This window comes from Pseudomonas sp. p50(2008) (genome assembly GCF_015351605.1).
GTDB lineage: Bacteria > Pseudomonadota > Gammaproteobacteria > Pseudomonadales > Pseudomonadaceae > Aquipseudomonas.
The window spans coordinates 42,779-58,254 of record NZ_JACMYF010000006.1 but is presented as its reverse complement, the minus strand read 5'-3'; the positions used below and the strand labels follow the sequence as shown (position 1 = coordinate 58,254).

Annotated in this window: 12 protein-coding genes and 1 pseudogene; 6 read left to right on the top strand and 7 right to left on the bottom strand. The window is 58.1% G+C overall.

Features of this window, described 5'->3' with window-relative positions; genetic code table 11:
- Window positions 1-9: 9 nt before the first annotated feature.
- The 4 genes from psrA to phnD all read right to left on the bottom strand — a co-directional run bounded on the left by psrA (window position 10) and on the right by phnD (window position 3,722).
- Window positions 10-1,101, bottom strand: a complete 1,092-nt coding sequence (gene psrA / locus H7698_RS17485) for an iron-containing alcohol dehydrogenase PsrA (protein WP_194692274.1) — start codon at window positions 1,099-1,101, stop codon at window positions 10-12.
- 136 nt (window positions 1,102-1,237) lie between these two features.
- Window positions 1,238-2,056: a phosphonate ABC transporter, permease protein PhnE gene (phnE, locus tag H7698_RS17480; RefSeq protein WP_194692273.1), complete on the bottom strand. Its 819-nt coding sequence runs from the start codon at window positions 2,054-2,056 to the stop codon at window positions 1,238-1,240.
- 2 nt (window positions 2,057-2,058) lie between these two features.
- Entirely contained in the window at window positions 2,059-2,856 is a 798-nt protein-coding gene (gene phnC / locus H7698_RS17475; protein ID WP_194692272.1) for a phosphonate ABC transporter ATP-binding protein, read from the bottom strand.
- Window positions 2,853-3,722, bottom strand: coding sequence for a phosphonate ABC transporter substrate-binding protein (phnD, locus tag H7698_RS17470; RefSeq protein ID WP_194692271.1), 870 nt, complete (start codon window positions 3,720-3,722; stop codon window positions 2,853-2,855). The genes phnC and phnD overlap by 4 nt, the downstream gene beginning before the upstream one ends.
- Before the next feature lie 108 nt (window positions 3,723-3,830).
- On the opposite strand from phnD, the gene H7698_RS17465 reads away from it, so the two are divergent.
- The gene (locus H7698_RS17465) at window positions 3,831-4,724 is read left to right on the top strand and encodes a LysR substrate-binding domain-containing protein (RefSeq protein ID WP_194692270.1); all 894 of its coding nucleotides are present in this window, start codon (window positions 3,831-3,833) and stop codon (window positions 4,722-4,724) included.
- Between the two features lie 9 nt (window positions 4,725-4,733).
- Here the strand turns inward: H7698_RS17465 and H7698_RS17460 are convergent, their stop codons facing one another.
- Window positions 4,734-5,519: a helix-turn-helix transcriptional regulator gene (locus H7698_RS17460; RefSeq protein ID WP_162439804.1), complete on the bottom strand. Its 786-nt coding sequence runs from the start codon at window positions 5,517-5,519 to the stop codon at window positions 4,734-4,736.
- A gap of 132 nt (window positions 5,520-5,651) precedes the next feature.
- On the opposite strand from H7698_RS17460, the gene H7698_RS17455 reads away from it, so the two are divergent.
- The 3 genes from H7698_RS17455 to H7698_RS17445 all read left to right on the top strand — a co-directional run bounded on the left by H7698_RS17455 (window position 5,652) and on the right by H7698_RS17445 (window position 8,921).
- Window positions 5,652-6,467 carry a carbon-nitrogen hydrolase family protein gene (locus H7698_RS17455; protein WP_194692269.1) on the top strand — a complete coding sequence of 272 codons (816 nt, stop codon included), beginning with the start codon at window positions 5,652-5,654 and terminating at the stop codon, window positions 6,465-6,467.
- Window positions 6,468-6,610: 143 nt separating this feature from the next.
- Window positions 6,611-7,720 (top strand): polyamine ABC transporter substrate-binding protein, encoded by a 1,110-nt coding sequence (locus H7698_RS17450; protein WP_194692268.1) that lies wholly within the window; start codon window positions 6,611-6,613, stop codon window positions 7,718-7,720.
- A 79-nt stretch (window positions 7,721-7,799) separates the two neighbouring features.
- Window positions 7,800-8,921, top strand: a complete 1,122-nt coding sequence (locus H7698_RS17445) for a DmpA family aminopeptidase (RefSeq protein ID WP_194692549.1) — start codon at window positions 7,800-7,802, stop codon at window positions 8,919-8,921.
- Between the two features lie 496 nt (window positions 8,922-9,417).
- Here H7698_RS17445 and H7698_RS17440 read toward each other — a convergent pair.
- Window positions 9,418-9,834: pseudogene (locus H7698_RS17440) on the bottom strand (LysR substrate-binding domain-containing protein); the annotation flags it as partial.
- A gap of 665 nt (window positions 9,835-10,499) precedes the next feature.
- Here H7698_RS17440 and H7698_RS17435 point away from each other — a divergent pair.
- Complete coding sequence (locus H7698_RS17435) at window positions 10,500-13,058, top strand: EAL domain-containing protein (RefSeq protein ID WP_194692267.1); 2,559 nt, start codon at window positions 10,500-10,502, stop codon at window positions 13,056-13,058.
- Window positions 13,059-13,765: 707 nt separating this feature from the next.
- Window positions 13,766-14,170, top strand: coding sequence for a nuclear transport factor 2 family protein (locus H7698_RS17430; RefSeq protein ID WP_064118080.1), 405 nt, complete (start codon window positions 13,766-13,768; stop codon window positions 14,168-14,170).
- A 138-nt stretch (window positions 14,171-14,308) separates the two neighbouring features.
- Here the strand turns inward: H7698_RS17430 and H7698_RS17425 are convergent, their stop codons facing one another.
- Window positions 14,309-15,412, bottom strand: a complete 1,104-nt coding sequence (locus H7698_RS17425; protein ID WP_192379754.1) for a Gfo/Idh/MocA family protein — start codon at window positions 15,410-15,412, stop codon at window positions 14,309-14,311.
- Window positions 15,413-15,476: the final 64 nt, after the last annotated feature.

Sequence of the window (15,476 nt, the reverse complement as noted above, 5' to 3'; positions counted from 1 at the left end):
GGGTGGGCTCTACGCGGCTTTAGAGCCGATAAAGTTTTTGCCCCGAGCACCTTGCATGGCGAAGAGAATCATTTGCTCGGCTTGCTCTGCCGTTACGCCATAGTCGGAAAACTCGGTTTTCACGCCCAGGCTGTGCAGGAATTCACGCAGCTGATCCTGGGCTTTGTCCAGGTTGTCACCGAAGATTCGTTGCAGGGTGCGGTCGCGTGCAGCGTCGTGACCCCAGGCCAGGCCCAGCACCAGCGGCAATGTGAAGGAGCAGGCGATGCCGTGCGGCAGGCCGTAATGCAGCGTCATCTCGTAGGAGATGGAGTGGGCGAGGGCGGTCTTGGTGTTGGAAAACGCCAAGCCTGCCTTGAGGGCGGCCAAAGCCATGCGAGAACGCAGCTCCTTGTTGGACAGATCACGACGCAGGAGCGGCAGGCATTCGAGGATGTCCGCAATGGCGGAGATGGCGAAGGTGTCCGAAACCGGATTGGCATTGATGTTCCAGACCGATTCCAGCGCATGCGACAAGGCATCCAGCCCGGTAGAGACGGTGACGCCGCCAGGCACGGTCAGCATCAGCTGCGGGTCGACAATCGCGACTGTGGGCCAGGTGCAATCAAGGTGCAGCGAGTATTTTTTGTGGCTGGCCGAATCCCAGATCGTCGCCCAAGGTGTCACTTCGCTGCCGGTACCCGCCGTAGTAGGCGCCGCGATCAGTATTTTGCTGCGCGCCGGGACGAAGGGTTTGCCGGTGGCCAGCAACGCGAGCAACTCATCAAAGTGCCCCGACTCAGTGCCCACGATCAACGCCTTGGCGGTATCGATGGCACTGCCGCCACCGACGGCGATGACCGCGTGGCAGTCGCCGGCTTCCTGCCAGAAACGTTCATAGGTATCACGCAGCTGGGCCACGTCAGGGTTAGGCTGGACATCTTCGATCACATACACCAGGCGGTCGCCCAGCAGGTCCTGGATGCGATCGACCAAACCCAGCCCACGCGCTTCGGGGAAGGTCACAAGGGCGACTGTCTGGTGTTCAGTGATGTCGGCAAGTTGATGCAGGCTGCCCCAGCCGAATCGGGTATCAACTGGATTGTGGAATCGGGCGATCATGGCGGGTCCTTGGTTTTTGTTGTTGGAAGTGGCCCCATACTCGGGGCGCTTCAACAACAGCTCAAATCGATAATTCGCAGGCGTTAATCGGCTGAGCCGATACTGGATTCAATGTGCGTGTTTGCCGGGCAAGTGTTCAGCTGTGAGCGCCACGCTGGATCGCGTTGCGCAATCGCCCCGACACTGCGTCAGCGACAATCACCATGAGCGTGATGACGATGATGCAGGTGGCCGTTTCCTGATACTTGAAAAGCTTCAGGCTGCTCACCAGCTCGAATCCGAGCCCGCCGGCACCGACCATGCCGAGTACCGTTGCCGAACGTAAATTGACTTCGAAGCGGTACAGCACCACTGCAATCCAGGCGGTGATGACCTGCGGCAGAACCCCAAAAACGATGACCTGCAATGGCCGTGCACCGGTCGCCTGAAGCGCTTCGATCGGGCCTTGGTCGATCTCTTCGATGCTCTCGGCAAAGAATTTTCCGAGCATGCCCACGCCATGCAACGCCAGCGCCAGCACGCCGGGGAAAGGCCCAAGGCCTACTGCCGAGACAAAAATCAGGGCCAGAATCAGTTCATTGATGCTGCGAGTGAAATTCAGAAATTGCCGGGTTGTATGGAAGACCAGCCGGTTTCTGCTCAGGTTGCGGGCCGCGAGAAACGACAGCGGAATGGCCATCAACACACCGAGCAATGTGCCCCAAATGGCGATCTGCAGGGTCTCCACGGCGGGCGCCAACAGGCGGGGAAGAATGCTCAGGTCGGGTGGCACGGTGCGTGCCAGGAAATCACCAATTTGTGGCAATCCGGCCGCGAGTTCCCCGACGCTTAATTGCGCGCCGGTGGCGCTCCAGTGCAGGGTCAGAATCACCGCCAGCACGATTGCGCCCGTGGACAACCAGCCACGGGGGCCGCGAGGCAGGTCCACCGTCCACAGATAAGGTTGCTGTTTCATGCTCAAACCCTCAGTTGCGCGCAAGGGGTTATCAGTTCGCCCGCTTTCGCAGGGGGGCTTGGGGCTTGCGTCGTCTGGCCGGGGTAGATGCGCTGCAAGTCGTCTTCGGTCAGGCTGGAAGCGGTACCGTCAAACACCAGTTTTCCGTGGGCCAGGCCGACGATCCGGTCGCCAAACTCTCGTGCGTAATCGACCTGATGCAGGTTGCACAACACCGTAATCCCCAGTTCCCGCGTGGCGTCGCGTAAATACTGCAGCACCAGGCGCGCCGTCTTTGGGTCGAGACTGGCCACCGGTTCGTCCGCCAGAATCACTTTTGGGCGTTGTGCCAGGGCTCGGGCGATGCCCACGCGTTGCATCTGCCCTCCGGACAGGGCATCGGTCCGTTCGTGGGCTTTATGCGCCAGCTCGACGCGCTCCAGGCACTGCATGGCCAACGACATTTCCTCGCGTCGAAACAACTGCAGGATCGAGGTGAGCGTTGATACCGCGCCGAGGCAGCCGGTGAGCACATTCTTCAATACGCTGAGGCGTGGCACGACGTTGTGGTGCTGAAAAATCATCGCCGCCTGACGTCGCAGAACAGCGGTGTCGCGGCAGGCCAGTGCGTCAATACCCGCCACCGAGAGCGTCCCGGAATCGGCCTGGACCAGTCGGTTGATACACCGCAGCAACGTCGACTTACCCGCGCCGGACTGCCCCAGCACCACTACGAATTCTCCCGCTTGCACCTCCAGGTCGATCCCGCGCAAAACCGGGTTGGCTCCGTAGTGCTTGGTCAGTTGGCGGATGCTGATCATTTGAGCCTCCGCAGGTCGAGGTCGAGCACCTTGGCGGTTTCGCGGACGACGTCGTAAGCAGCATCATTCGTGGGCTGGAAGCCATCCAGTTGGCCCTGGTCACCCCAAGGCACGTCCTTGATCGAGGCCAGTGCTGCAGCGACTTTTTGCTTGAGCGCCGGGTCGAGGTTCTTGCGCCAGACCATGGGCGATTCCGGGAACGGACGAGAACTCCACACCACCTGGAAGTCGTCCTGTTTCACCAGCCCTCGGGCCACGGCGTTGGCCAGAATGCGATCGGCAATGGCGGCGGCATCCACCTTGCCGTTGGCTACCGCGAGGATGCTGGCGTCGTGGGAGCCGGAGAAAATCACCCGCGAAAACAGTTTTGCGGGATCGAAACCTGCCTGTTCCAGTCCGGCTTTGGGGAACAGATGACCCGAGGCAGAGCTGGGATCGACAAACGCGAAGGTGTGATTCTTCAGATCCGACAGTTGCTCAATGCCGCTGTCCTTGCGAGCAAGGATCAAGCTCTTGTAGGCGCTCTGACCGGTTTTTTTGGTGACGGCTACTGCGAACGCGTCGACGTCTGCTACCGACGTTGCCAGCACGTAGGAGAAAGGGCCGAGGTAGGCCACGTCCAGTTTGCCCGCGCGCAGGGCTTCGATGATGCCGTTGTAGTCCGTGGCGACGAAGGGTTCGACGGGCATGCCGAGTTTGTCTTCAAGGCTGGCGAGCACCAGCTTGCTCGACTCGATCATCGCTTGGGAGTCTTCCGACGGGATCAGGCCAATTCTCAATTTTTCGTTCGCGACCGCATTGCAGGCAGCGCTGATTGAGAGGCAGGCAACAGCGGCGACACGTAAGAATCTGGAGAAGTTATTCATGGCATTCCAGGAGTGGGTTGGAGTTGCCACAGGCTAGAAATGTCACGTGACAGTCATACGATCAATTCAATATGGGTTTTCGCAGCTAAGTATTGATGGAGTCTATGGATGTCGACCGCCAAGATGCGCGCCTTCCTCGCCGTGGCACGTCACGGAAGTTTCAGTGCCGGCGCGCGGGCGCTCGGGCTCAGCCAACCCACGCTCACTACACAGGTCCAGAGCATGGAGCGGCAATACAACCTGGAGCTGTTCCACCGTCGCGGCCGGCGCATTGAATTGTCCGATGTCGGCAGGCAGTTACTGCCGATTGCCCAGGCGATGGCGGCACTGGATCTGGACGCACACAACCTGCTGCGCGACTCCGGTCGGCTTGACAGTGGTCAGCTCAAGTTGGGGGCGGTGGGGCCTTTTCATGTGATCGAGATGGTCGATCACTACCTTCAGCAGCATCCGCGCATCGACGTGTCCATACGGGTGGGCAACTCGGCGCAGGTGCTGGCCGATCTCGAAAGTTACGTGACGGATATCGCGGTACTGGCCGGACGGCACGATGATCCAGGACTCTGCGCCGTGCATTACGCGCGTCACGCCATCATCTTGTTTGCCCACCATGAGCATCCTTTCGCACACCGCGATTCAGTGCGACTCGAGGAACTGGAAGGGCAGCGCCTGCTGCAACGAGAGCCCGGTTCCACAACGCGTCTGGTCCTGGAGCAGGCCTTGATGGCGGCACAGGTCGTGCCGCGTATCGCCATGGAAATCGGCAGTCGCGAGGCACTGCGTGAAGCCGTCGTGCGTGGGATCGGACTGGGGGTGGTCTCCGAAGCGGAGTTCATCGCCGACCCTCGTATTCGCACGATCCGCATTGAAGGGGATCCGCTCTACACCGAGACCTATCTTTATTGCCTGGCCGAACGCCGTTCCAGTCGACTGATCACCTCGTTTTTTGATGTGGTGCTGTCGGCGGAGGTGAAAAACCCGCATCAGGTCGGCGGGTATTGAGCGGCGGCCTCAGCTCTGCGCATTCAAGAACAGTGAGAACAGCTCGGTCTGGGATTTGATGCCGAGCTTGCTGTACATGTGCTTGCGATGGACCTTCACCGTCTCGGCAGAAATCGCCAGCTTGCGCGCGATTTCCTTGTTCGAGCAGCCGCTGAGCATCAGCCGGCCGACTTCCAGTTCGCGGGCGGAAAGCGGCGTTTCCAACTGTTGATCAGTGGAGTCCAGCAGGCTCTGCCAGCCGGGTGTCGGCGCCGCGTTCTGCTCCAGCGTTTCGCGCTCGAATGCCGTGCGCTGACGCATCAACGCGGCCACCCAGGGCTGGATGAGGGTGAGCAGTGCGGCCTGCTCTGCACTGAAGCGACACTCACTGCCCAGCGACAGGCTGAGGGTGCGTTCCGCGTCGAGCTGGACGTTGATATGAACTTCGTCCGCAACGATATTCAGGCGGAAGTAGCGCTGATAGTAGTCGGTTTGTTCGAAGCACTCCGGCGCCACGTCGGCGAGCCAAAACAGACCGTTTTGCGGTGCTTCCCGATTAGCCAGGTAAAAGGGGTCGAGCAGATACAGACCTTTGAGGTAATCCTGAAAGAGCGGATCTGGTCCGCCATCCTTGCCCGGGCATTCTGCGAGCACCTGCGGACGGCCATTACTGAAGATCAGCACGACCCAGCTGTCCACCGGGATATACCTGTCCAACTGACGCACCAGGGCCAGCCAGAAACCAGGGCGGTCGAGTGCCTCGATCAGCCTGCCAATCGCCTGGTGCCAGGCCATGTCCTGCAAGGTAATGCTCACGTTTCTACCCATACGGGGTTACCCCATCGATGTGATTACTTTCCGCTTTATGGCTCTCCATACTCCATTCAGCCCTGGCGGGTGCTTTCAGGTTGGCGATTGCGAGTTTACAGACACGTGAAAGGATCACTGATGAAGATTGAGCTTGTACAAATTAACGGTCGCGATGGCGATACCGCTTATAACCTGGCGCGTACCTTAGAGGCCATCGCTACCTGCGCAGCGGACACCGATCTGCTGATTTTTCCAGAGACCCAGTTGATGGGGTTTGCCAGCGCGCAACAGCTCCCTGAAGTCGCCGAGCCGCTGAACGGGCCAAGCGTGCAGGCCGTGCAACGCGCCGTATGCGAACGGAACGTCTCAGTCGTGGTTGGGCTGGCCGAGAATGACGCCGGAACGTTCTACAACACGTCCTTGCTGGTGACCCCGGAAGGGATCGCCTTGAGTTATCGCAAGACGCACCTTTGGCCGTCGGAGCGCGGCCTGTTCCAGCCAGGCGACCGTTATGTCACTGCGCTCTGGAAGGGTATCCGGGTGGGCATCCTGATCTGTTACGACATTGAGTTGCCGGAGAGTGCCCGGGCGCTTGGTCAGCTTGGCGCCGAGTTGATCCTGGTGACGAACGGCAACATGGACCCTTACGGCCCTGTCCACCGCACCGCGATCATGGCTCGCGCTCAGGAAAACCAGGCATTTGCGGTGATGGTAAATCGAGTCGGCGGCGGCGATGAAGGCCTGGTTTTTGCCGGTGGCAGCGCCGCCATCGATCCCTTCGGACGCACGTTGTTCGAAGCAGGGCGCGAAGAGTGCCGTCAGGTGGTGGAGCTGGATCTGGAATTGCTCCGCACCGCCCGCTGTGACTACGACTACCTGCGTGATCGGCGCCTGCATCTGAGCGGCGAGCAGATCGAACACGACGATGGTCGACGGGAACTACTGATCCCCTGATGCAGGCGCGAGGGGCAGAACCGCACCACAGCGAGTGTTGCGCCTCACCGCCGATTTTGACGCTGCCACAACAATAATTCACACACTAGCAGGAGCAGTGTCCGGACCCCTGGACTCGGCGCTAACGCTCTGGAGCATCCCTCATGAAACCCATTCGCTGCATGCAATTTGCGCTGGCCTCGCTGTTCAGTTTCGGCCTGGTCTGCGCCGAAGCCGATGAGGCTGACAAGCACAGTGTTCATATCTACAACTGGTATGACTACATCGCCCCGAACACCATGAAAGACTTCGAAAAAGAAGCGGGCGTCAGCGCTGTGTACGATGTGTTCGACAACAGCGACGTCATGCAAAGCAAACTCATGGCTGGCCGCAGCGGCTACGACGTGGTGGTGGCGAGTGGTGACCTGCTACCGAACCTGATCAAAGCGGGCGTGCTGAAAAAACTCGATCGCTCGAAGCTGCCCAACTGGTCTCACCTTGACCCGGATATCCTCGCCAAGTTGCAAAGCAACGACCCGGAAAACAGCTATGCGGCCCCTTATCTGTGGGGTACCACGGGCATCGGCTATGACGCGGACAAGGTCAAATCGATACTCGGCGCTGATGCGCCGGTCAATTCCTGGGACCTGATTTTCAAGGAAGAAAACCTGGCCAAACTCAGTCAATGCGGTGTGGCCATGCTGGACGCGCCCAGCGAAGTTATTCCCATCGCGTTGCACTACCTCGGACTGCCCTATAACAGCCAGAACCCGGACGATTACAAAAAAGCCCAGGCGCTGCTGCTGAAGCTGCGTCCACACATCGTCTACTTCGATTCGTCCAAGTTCATCTCTGATCTGGCCAATGGCAACATCTGCGTGGTGCTGGGCTGGGCGGGTGGCGTCGCTGATGCACAGAAAGCCTCCGAGCTGGCGGGCAACGATCGCAAGCTTGTCTACAGCATTCCTCGCGAAGGTGCCCCGGTGTGGGTGGAGAGTCTGGTGCAGCTCAATGACGCGCCGAACCCGGAGCAAGGCTTGGCCTTCATCAACTACATGCTGCGCCCTGAAGTCATTGCCGATTCATCCAACTACCTGAGCTATCCCAACGCCAACAAGGACGCCACCGCGCTGGTCGAGAAGAAGATCCGCGACAACCCGGGGGTGTATCCATCCAAAGAAGTCATGGACACGCTGTTCCCGCTGGAACCCCTCCCGCTGAAGATGGAACGCGTAAGAACCCGCACCTGGAACACGGTCAAGACCGGCGCTTGATGGGTAGACACGATTTCTGCTGATGGTCAGCCACGATCATCGTGAAAAAACAAACAAGAGAACGATCATGAAAGAGACGATGAAGCCACGTGCCCGCGATTTGAATATTCAGTTCGGCCAACTGCAACCCGGTCCCCTCAATGCCATCACCGATGTGCCGGGCGTACGGGTCGGTCACAGCAATGTGCGAGGACGCACCGCGAACGGTCGCGACATCCTGACGGGTGTCACGGTCATCGAACCCCGTGCTGGCTCCACCAGCCAGCAGCCGTGTTTTGCCGGCGTCCATGTGTTGAACGGCAACGGCGACGCCACCGGCCTGGAGTGGATTCGCGAGGCCGGCCTGTTGACCAGCCCGATTGCCTTCACCAACACCCACAGCCTGGGCGTGGTGCGTGATGGACTGATCGTGGTGGACCGCGAGCAGCAACCGGAGGACGGGCGGCTCTACTGGAACATGCCGGTGGTGCTGGAGACCTTTGACGGGTTGCTCAACGACATCAACGGCTTTCACGTCAAGGTCGAGCACGTGGCCGAAGCGGTGCGCTCGGCGGTGGGTGGTCCGGTCGCTGAGGGCAATGTCGGTGGCGGCAGCGGCATGATCTGCCACGAATTCAAGGGCGGCATTGGCACGGCGTCACGGCGTCTGAGTGCTGCGCAGGGTGGCTGGACGGTTGGCGCTATCGTCCAGGCCAACCACGGCATCCGCAACGAACTGCGCGTCGACGGCTACCCGGTCGGACGCTACATGGAACAGATCGACTCGCCGTTCCTCAAGGCCTCGCTGCCGCACCCGGGCATGGGTTCGATCGTCGTGTGCCTGGCCACCGACGCGCCGTTGTTGCCGCACCAATGTACGCGGCTGGCGCAACGGGCCAGCCTCGGCCTTGCCCGCACCGGTGGTGGAAATGAAGACCACAGCGGCGACATCTTCATCGCCTTTGCCACCGGTAACCAGGTGCCACCCGCCGCTTATGAGCGCAAGCGCGCGCCGACCACCGACCACCTGAGCATGGTCAACAACGACCACATCAGCGAGCTGTTCCTGGCCGCCACCGAAGCGGTGGAAGAAGCCATTATCAATGCCTTGTTAGCTGCGGATACCGCAGAAGGTAACGGCCACGCCGTGCCGGGACTGGACCGTGAGACGCTGCTCAAAGCCTTGCATCGGGCTGGGTGGCCGGGAGTGGTGAAGGGTTAACTGATCCAATGATGGTGAGGTGGTGAGCCTGTTTGGCCCTAAACCTGTGGTAAGGGGATTTATCTGTGGTGAGGGGATTTATCTGTGGTAAGGGGATTTATCTGTGGCGAATGGATTTATCTGTGGTGAGGGGATTTAGCTGTGGTGAGGGGATTTAGCTGTGGTGGGGGGATTTATCTGTGGTGAGGGGATTTAGCTGTGGTGGGGGGATTTATCTGTGGTGAGGGGATTTATCTGTGGTGAGGGGATTTATCTGTGGTGAGGGGATTTATCCCCGTTGGGCTGCGAAGCTGCCCCAGAACCTGCAACGGAGGGGTGTCAGGTACACCGCGTGTGGTGGTTCTACGACTGCTGCGCAGCCGAACGGGGATAAATCCCCTCGCCACAGTATTGAGCACGCCTGAACAGTATTGAGCACACCTGAAGCTCTTCTTGAGTGCTCACCTGAAGCTCTTCTTCAGCGAGCAATACTGATCTGGGACGGGGGTGTTAAAACTCAATATTCGCCCTGGTGCTGCCCGGCCTGCTGGGCGAACCATCCCATGCTCAGCGAGCACGCAGGATGAGACGCGGCTGATGGTTGCGGGCAGAGCGAATAGACCCCTCCGGTCTTGTCCGCCGAACGATGGAGCAGGGGATAGCGTACAAGATCGTCCACTGATTCCAGGGGATGGGTTGAGTTGCCAAAGCCAGGGGCGCACACCGGCACCAGCGCTTCTTCGAACAACGTCAGGCAGGATGGATCGCTCGATGGCTCGGGCAGATAAAGGATGTAGGCGTCGCTGTCGCTGGCCGGCTCGACGACCTCGGTCGCCACGGTTTCGATCGACAGGGAAACGTCCGGGTGACACTGATAAAAGTCGCTCAACTTCGGCAGCAACCAACGCACCGCCAGCGACACGTGCATGCGGATCTATCAACCGGCCAATTGCACTTTCATCTGAAAATCCCCAGCCATGTCCTTGACCGGCCTGCTTTCCACAAATAGTCGAATGAGTCGTTCGTGTAACTCGGGCTCAACAAACTCTTGACGGTCTCCACCTGGATCCTCGTCCAGACCCATCTTGTGCCGGAGCGTCGGCTAATGCCGACGCTCTGGATTGCAGCTTGACCCCTATGCCTGTCTCAGGGATGTGCTCTTGCGTCTGCCGACGCAAGAGCGATATCTGACAATTGCTGCCGCATCAGTGGGTGCCGTTTTGACTTGAGCAAGGTGGGTTGGCAGACACTACGATCTTGCGATTCCGGTGCTCAATTTTCCTCGTTTTTCAGCTCGCCCTTTGATTTGAATCAAGCCTTTAGAGGTGCAGTAGTGGCATATTGATTTCGGCAGAAGACCGATACTTTTACTAATAAAGAGACTGGCCGCATGCTGATCCTCCAATCGCCTCCAAAAGCCCTTCTGCACGCCTCAGCCCTTTCGTCGTGCCGTTCCAATCTCACCTTCAAGCCCGCTAGTAACTCCTCATTCGTTTGAATTGACCGCATCCGAAAGGCGGCTGAGTTCCTGTCGCCCAGCGTTTGATGTTTGGGAAGGAACCCAGTCCCTCATTTCCTCGCAATCGGTAGATCACCGCTATGTTGAACCGTAACGATCTCTCGCAAGTCTTCATCCAGACCCTGGAGCAAAGCGTTGACAGTGTCGTGGTCATCGATAGCCAAAACCGGATCATTCTGTTTAATGCAGCTTCGCAAAAGCTCTGGGGATACGACAGTGCCGAGGTCATGGGCCGCAATGTTGAACAACTGGTCCCGAAACTGATTCGACCTCTGCATGACAGCTACATCGAAGCGAACCGCCGCACCGGAATCAACAAAATTGTCGGTACCAGTCGAGATGTGTCGATCGAATGCAAGGATGGCAGCCGGCGATGGGGGTCGATGTCCATCTCCAAAATCGAGGCGCAAGGGCAGATCCTCTACGCCGCGTTTATCAAAGACATTACCCTGCAGCATGAAGAGCAACATCGGTTGTACTTGTTGTCCTTGGTGGTCGATACCACCGAGAACGCAATTATCATCACTGACGCGTCATGGGCGATCATTTACGTCAACGACGGCTTCACGCAAATGTTCGGTTACAGTGTCCAGGACGTCATCAGCAAAACGCCCATCGAAGTGCTGGCGCCGTACTTCACGCAATCGCGTGTAGCCGCAATCCGCCGCCTGCTCACAAAGGGTAATGCCTATCACGGTCAGGAATTCGGCTATGACCGCGACGGCCAGCGGGTGTGGTGCAACATCACAACGTACCCGGTTCACGATGCTCAGGGCCACCTGACCAACACCGTGAGTGTGATGATCGATGTGACCCAAACGCGCATGCATGAAGTGCTGCGCCACAAGATGCTCGAAGCGATGGTTCGCGAAGAGTCGCTGGACACCTTGATGAATCTGGCGTGTGTGGAGGTGCAGCGAATTGCGCCAGAAGTGATCGCGACAATATTGCAGGTCGATAGGCAAGGGTTATTGCATACGTTAGCCGCGCCCGGTCTTCCAATCGCGTATTCCCGGGCGCTGGATGGAACGGCAATCGGGCCGGAATGCGGATCTTGCGGCGCGGCGGCGTTCAGTGGCGAACCGGTTATGGTCAGCGACATCGCCTCCCACCCGTTCTGGGTCGGATTCCGTGACCTGGCGCTGTCGCTCGGGCTGAAGGCATGTTGGTCGACGCCGATAAAATCCAGCGATGGGCGCGTATTGGGGACGTTCGCGTTCTATTACCGCGACGCTCGTGAGCCTGGACCGCTTCACCATCTGCTGGTCAAGGCGTGCATTCATTTGTGCGCCTTGGCGCTGGAGCGTGAAGAGTCGCGTCTGCACATTCGCCAATTGGCGTTTTATGACGACCTGACCGGACTGGCCAACCGCAACTTGTTGCATGCCCGGGCGGAACAGGCTATCGCTCAAGCCTCTCGGCATAAATCGAGTCTGGCCGTGGTATTCATCGATCTGGATCGATTCAAGCAGGTCAACGATTCCCTGGGCCATCCCGCCGGTGATGAGTTCTTGCGCGTCATCGCTCATCGATTGTCCGAGCGTCGCCGGGAAAACGATATTGTCAGCCGCCTATCCGGCGATGAATTCGTCCTGGTGCTGCCTCAGTGCACGATGGCACATGCCACCCATGTAATCGAAAAATTGAGAGCACAGCTGACCGCGCCTTGCCAGATCTCGGGAGTGACACTCAATCCATCGATGAGTATCGGCGTCAGTATGTTTCCGGATGACGGTCGTACGATGGAGGTGTTACTGCATCGTGCCGATATGGCGATGTATCAAGCCAAGACCAGCGGCCGCGGGCGTGTGTGCTTTTTCAGTGATGGACTGGATCAACTGGCGCAAGGGCGTTTGCGTCTGGAAGTGGCTTTACGTGAAGCGATTGATGGCGAAGCCCTGCATTTGGTTTATCAGCCGCAGATCGACCTTGACGGGTCCGAGCTTTATGGCATTGAGGCCCTTGCGCGATGGACTCATCCCCAATTAGGGGAAGTTTCGCCCGCGTGTTTTATTCCGTTGGCGGAAGAATGCGGCTTGATCGGTGAATTCAGCTTATGGGCATTGCGTGAGGCTTGCCGCCAATTGGCTGCCTGGCGCAAGCAAGGGCTACGGATTCCGACCGTATCGGTGAACATGTCGCCGACCAATTTTCATAATCGCAATCTTTCAAGCATCGTCGCCAGGACACTTGAGCAACATGGTTTGCAGGCAAAGGACCTGACGCTGGAGATTACCGAAAGTGTGCTGATGGACACAAATCCCGACACCCTGACCACGATTGAAGAGGTGCATGCGCTGGGTATCAGCCTGGCGATGGATGATTTCGGCACGGGTTATTCCAGCCTGAGTTATTTGCGGCGTATGCCGATCCAGGAACTCAAGCTCGATCGCAGCTTTGTGCATGATCTGGAAAACAACACAACTACTCAGGCACTGAGCGAGGCCGTCATTCGCATCGGCGAAAGTTTGCAATTAAGGGTAGTGGCCGAGGGGATCGAGACATTGGCGCAGCAGCGCATTCTGCAAAGCCAGGGATATCGGATCGCTCAAGGATTTCTGATTTCCAGGCCTTTGGAAGCAGGTGATTTGGGGCGTTGGCTGGAAAACCGCTATGCGTTGGTTGAGCCCGCCGAGTAATCCGGATTGGATTGTGCGACTGAAGACTGACCTAAAGCTAAGCCTGCTCAATTTTTTGAGCAGGAGAACCGGGATGACCGCTACTGGTCGATTTCTGCCTGTCGTGAAGGGCAGAAATCGACCCATAGCTGCCCTTCGCGAATGGCTGCTTATGGCCGATTTCCTGCTTGTCGCGAAGTCCTGAAAAATCGACCCTTGGCTGGCAGCAAAGGTCGTCCGATAGCGGGCTATGAACGCGGAAATGTCGCAGTATGATCTCCCCCGTTTTTGTTTCTGCAAATCATCGAGATTTCAAGCGTTTTTGAACAACGCCTTTGTCGTTTCGTACACGCGCACGATCACGAGGAAGCCTTTAACCAATACTCGTAAGCTATGAAAGGCGGCTAAGCGCCTGCCGTGGACTCAGATCTACCGTTGCTCCTCATGCTTAACAACGACGACTTGTGTATAGAAAGTCCTCGGTCAGAGTGAACGGTTTGGCATGAAATGTCGGTTTTTCGGCTTATACGGTTAAATCCTCAGGACTAGGATGTATTGCCTACAGCGTGCGGAACTCTGATGCGTTGTCCTTTGTTCGCTCTTTCACAACCGGACTTGACGGAATTTGAAAGCGCTCTAGAGGCCAACCCTGTCGTTTTAACTGTCCATTAGGACTCGCATGGCCTGCGTTCTATTTCCCCAAGCTCAACATACAATCAGGAGCAACTATGAATCTTGAAGTAAAAAACAAATCTATCGTACTTAAAGCTTTCGATGCTTTATTTAATCAACGTGACTACGATGCAGCCGAGGAGTATTGGTCTGCGGACTATATTCAGCACAGTGCGCTTATCCCTCCAGGACGGCAGGGTTTATTTGACTTGATCAAAAGTCTGCCCAATACACTGATGTATGAACCCAGCGTCATAATGGCAGAGGATGACAAAGTGATGGTTCATGGCCGTTTCTCTGGAAACGGTAGTCCGACTGCGCTCATCGCAGTAGACATTGTGCGTCTCGAAAATGGCATTCTGGTCGAACACTGGGACGTGCTCCAGGACGAGGCGACCACAGTCAGTTCTGCCAGCGGCCTACCGATGTTCGGCGCACGTTTCCCGGATTCAATTGAGTAAAAGGGCGGGCTGCGACGATCCAATTATGGCCTCTGAGATTAAATGGCGCTTCGGGGCGGGCATGTGTCCGCCCCGGCTGCGCCAACGAGGTTTCATACTCGATAGTTCAATATCGAGGGGTTTCACAAGCATGAGTCGTCACACGATCCGTTTCAGGGGAGTTTGAGTCCCGCTCTTTGCCGCATCCAGCAACTGATGCAGGCGCAATGCATCGTTGAACGTCGCCGCCGCATGGGTGCCTTCGGCAACATCCTGCGCATACACGTGATAGAGCTCTGCCAGTTCAAGCACGGCTGACGGCAATGACGAGGCCGGCAGGCGCTGATAATTCTCAGGCACGGGCAACACTTCCAGCGTCAGGTTATCGCCATGCGCGCCCTCGACGACATAGTCGTCGCCGACATCGCCAAACGCCGAACGGTTGGTGATTTTCAGATCCCCCTGGTCGCCGGTGATGTCGATCTGCACACCCGAGCCGTTGCGTTTGCCGCCTTCGATGTGGATCGAAATGACGGCGCCGTCTTCGAGCATGCCGCTGAGCACGAGCTGGTCGGGGGCGGTGCTGTCCAGCACTTCGCCGGTTTCCTTGATGGTCACTTTCGGGAACTGGTTGACCATCAGCCCCGAGACGCTCACTGGCCAGCCGGTGGCGGTGAAGAGCATGTCGAGGAAGTGTCCGGCGTAGATGGCAATGACGCTGGAGAAGTTTTCCTCGGGGGCGGTCCAGCGCAGGGCGTTGGGGCGCAAGGCCTGGAAGTAATTCATGCTGACGTGCATCCGCACGGACCGCACCTTGCCGACGTAGCCTTGTTGCAGCAGGTCTTGCAGGTAGCGGTTGTGCGGCGCGTGGCGGCGTTGCAGGCCGACGATGTGACGCACGCCGGCGTCTTTGGCCAGGTGCAGCAATTGTTCGGAGTCTGCGGTGGTGGTGGTCAACGGCCATTCGCAGTAGACGTCTTTGCCGGCAGCGATGGCGGCACGCACGGTTTTTTCGTGTTGCGGGGCGGTGTTGAGCACCACGACCAGATCGACTTCAGGGTTATTGACTAACGCGTCGACAGAGTCGGCGACCTGGCTGATGGCGTACTCGCTGGCCGCGGCTTCGGCGCGTTCACGGCGTTCGCTGTACACCGCTTGCAGGTGATATTGCGGCAGCAGATTAAGCACGCGCAGGTGGCCGTGGCGAGCCCAGTTGCCAACGCCGATGATGCCGACGCGAATAGGGGAGTGTGCAGTTGTCATGGGAATGTCCTCGTAGGGTTTGGCTGACGAGGTGAAGTCTAGGGAGCGCAGCCCTGCGGAAAAA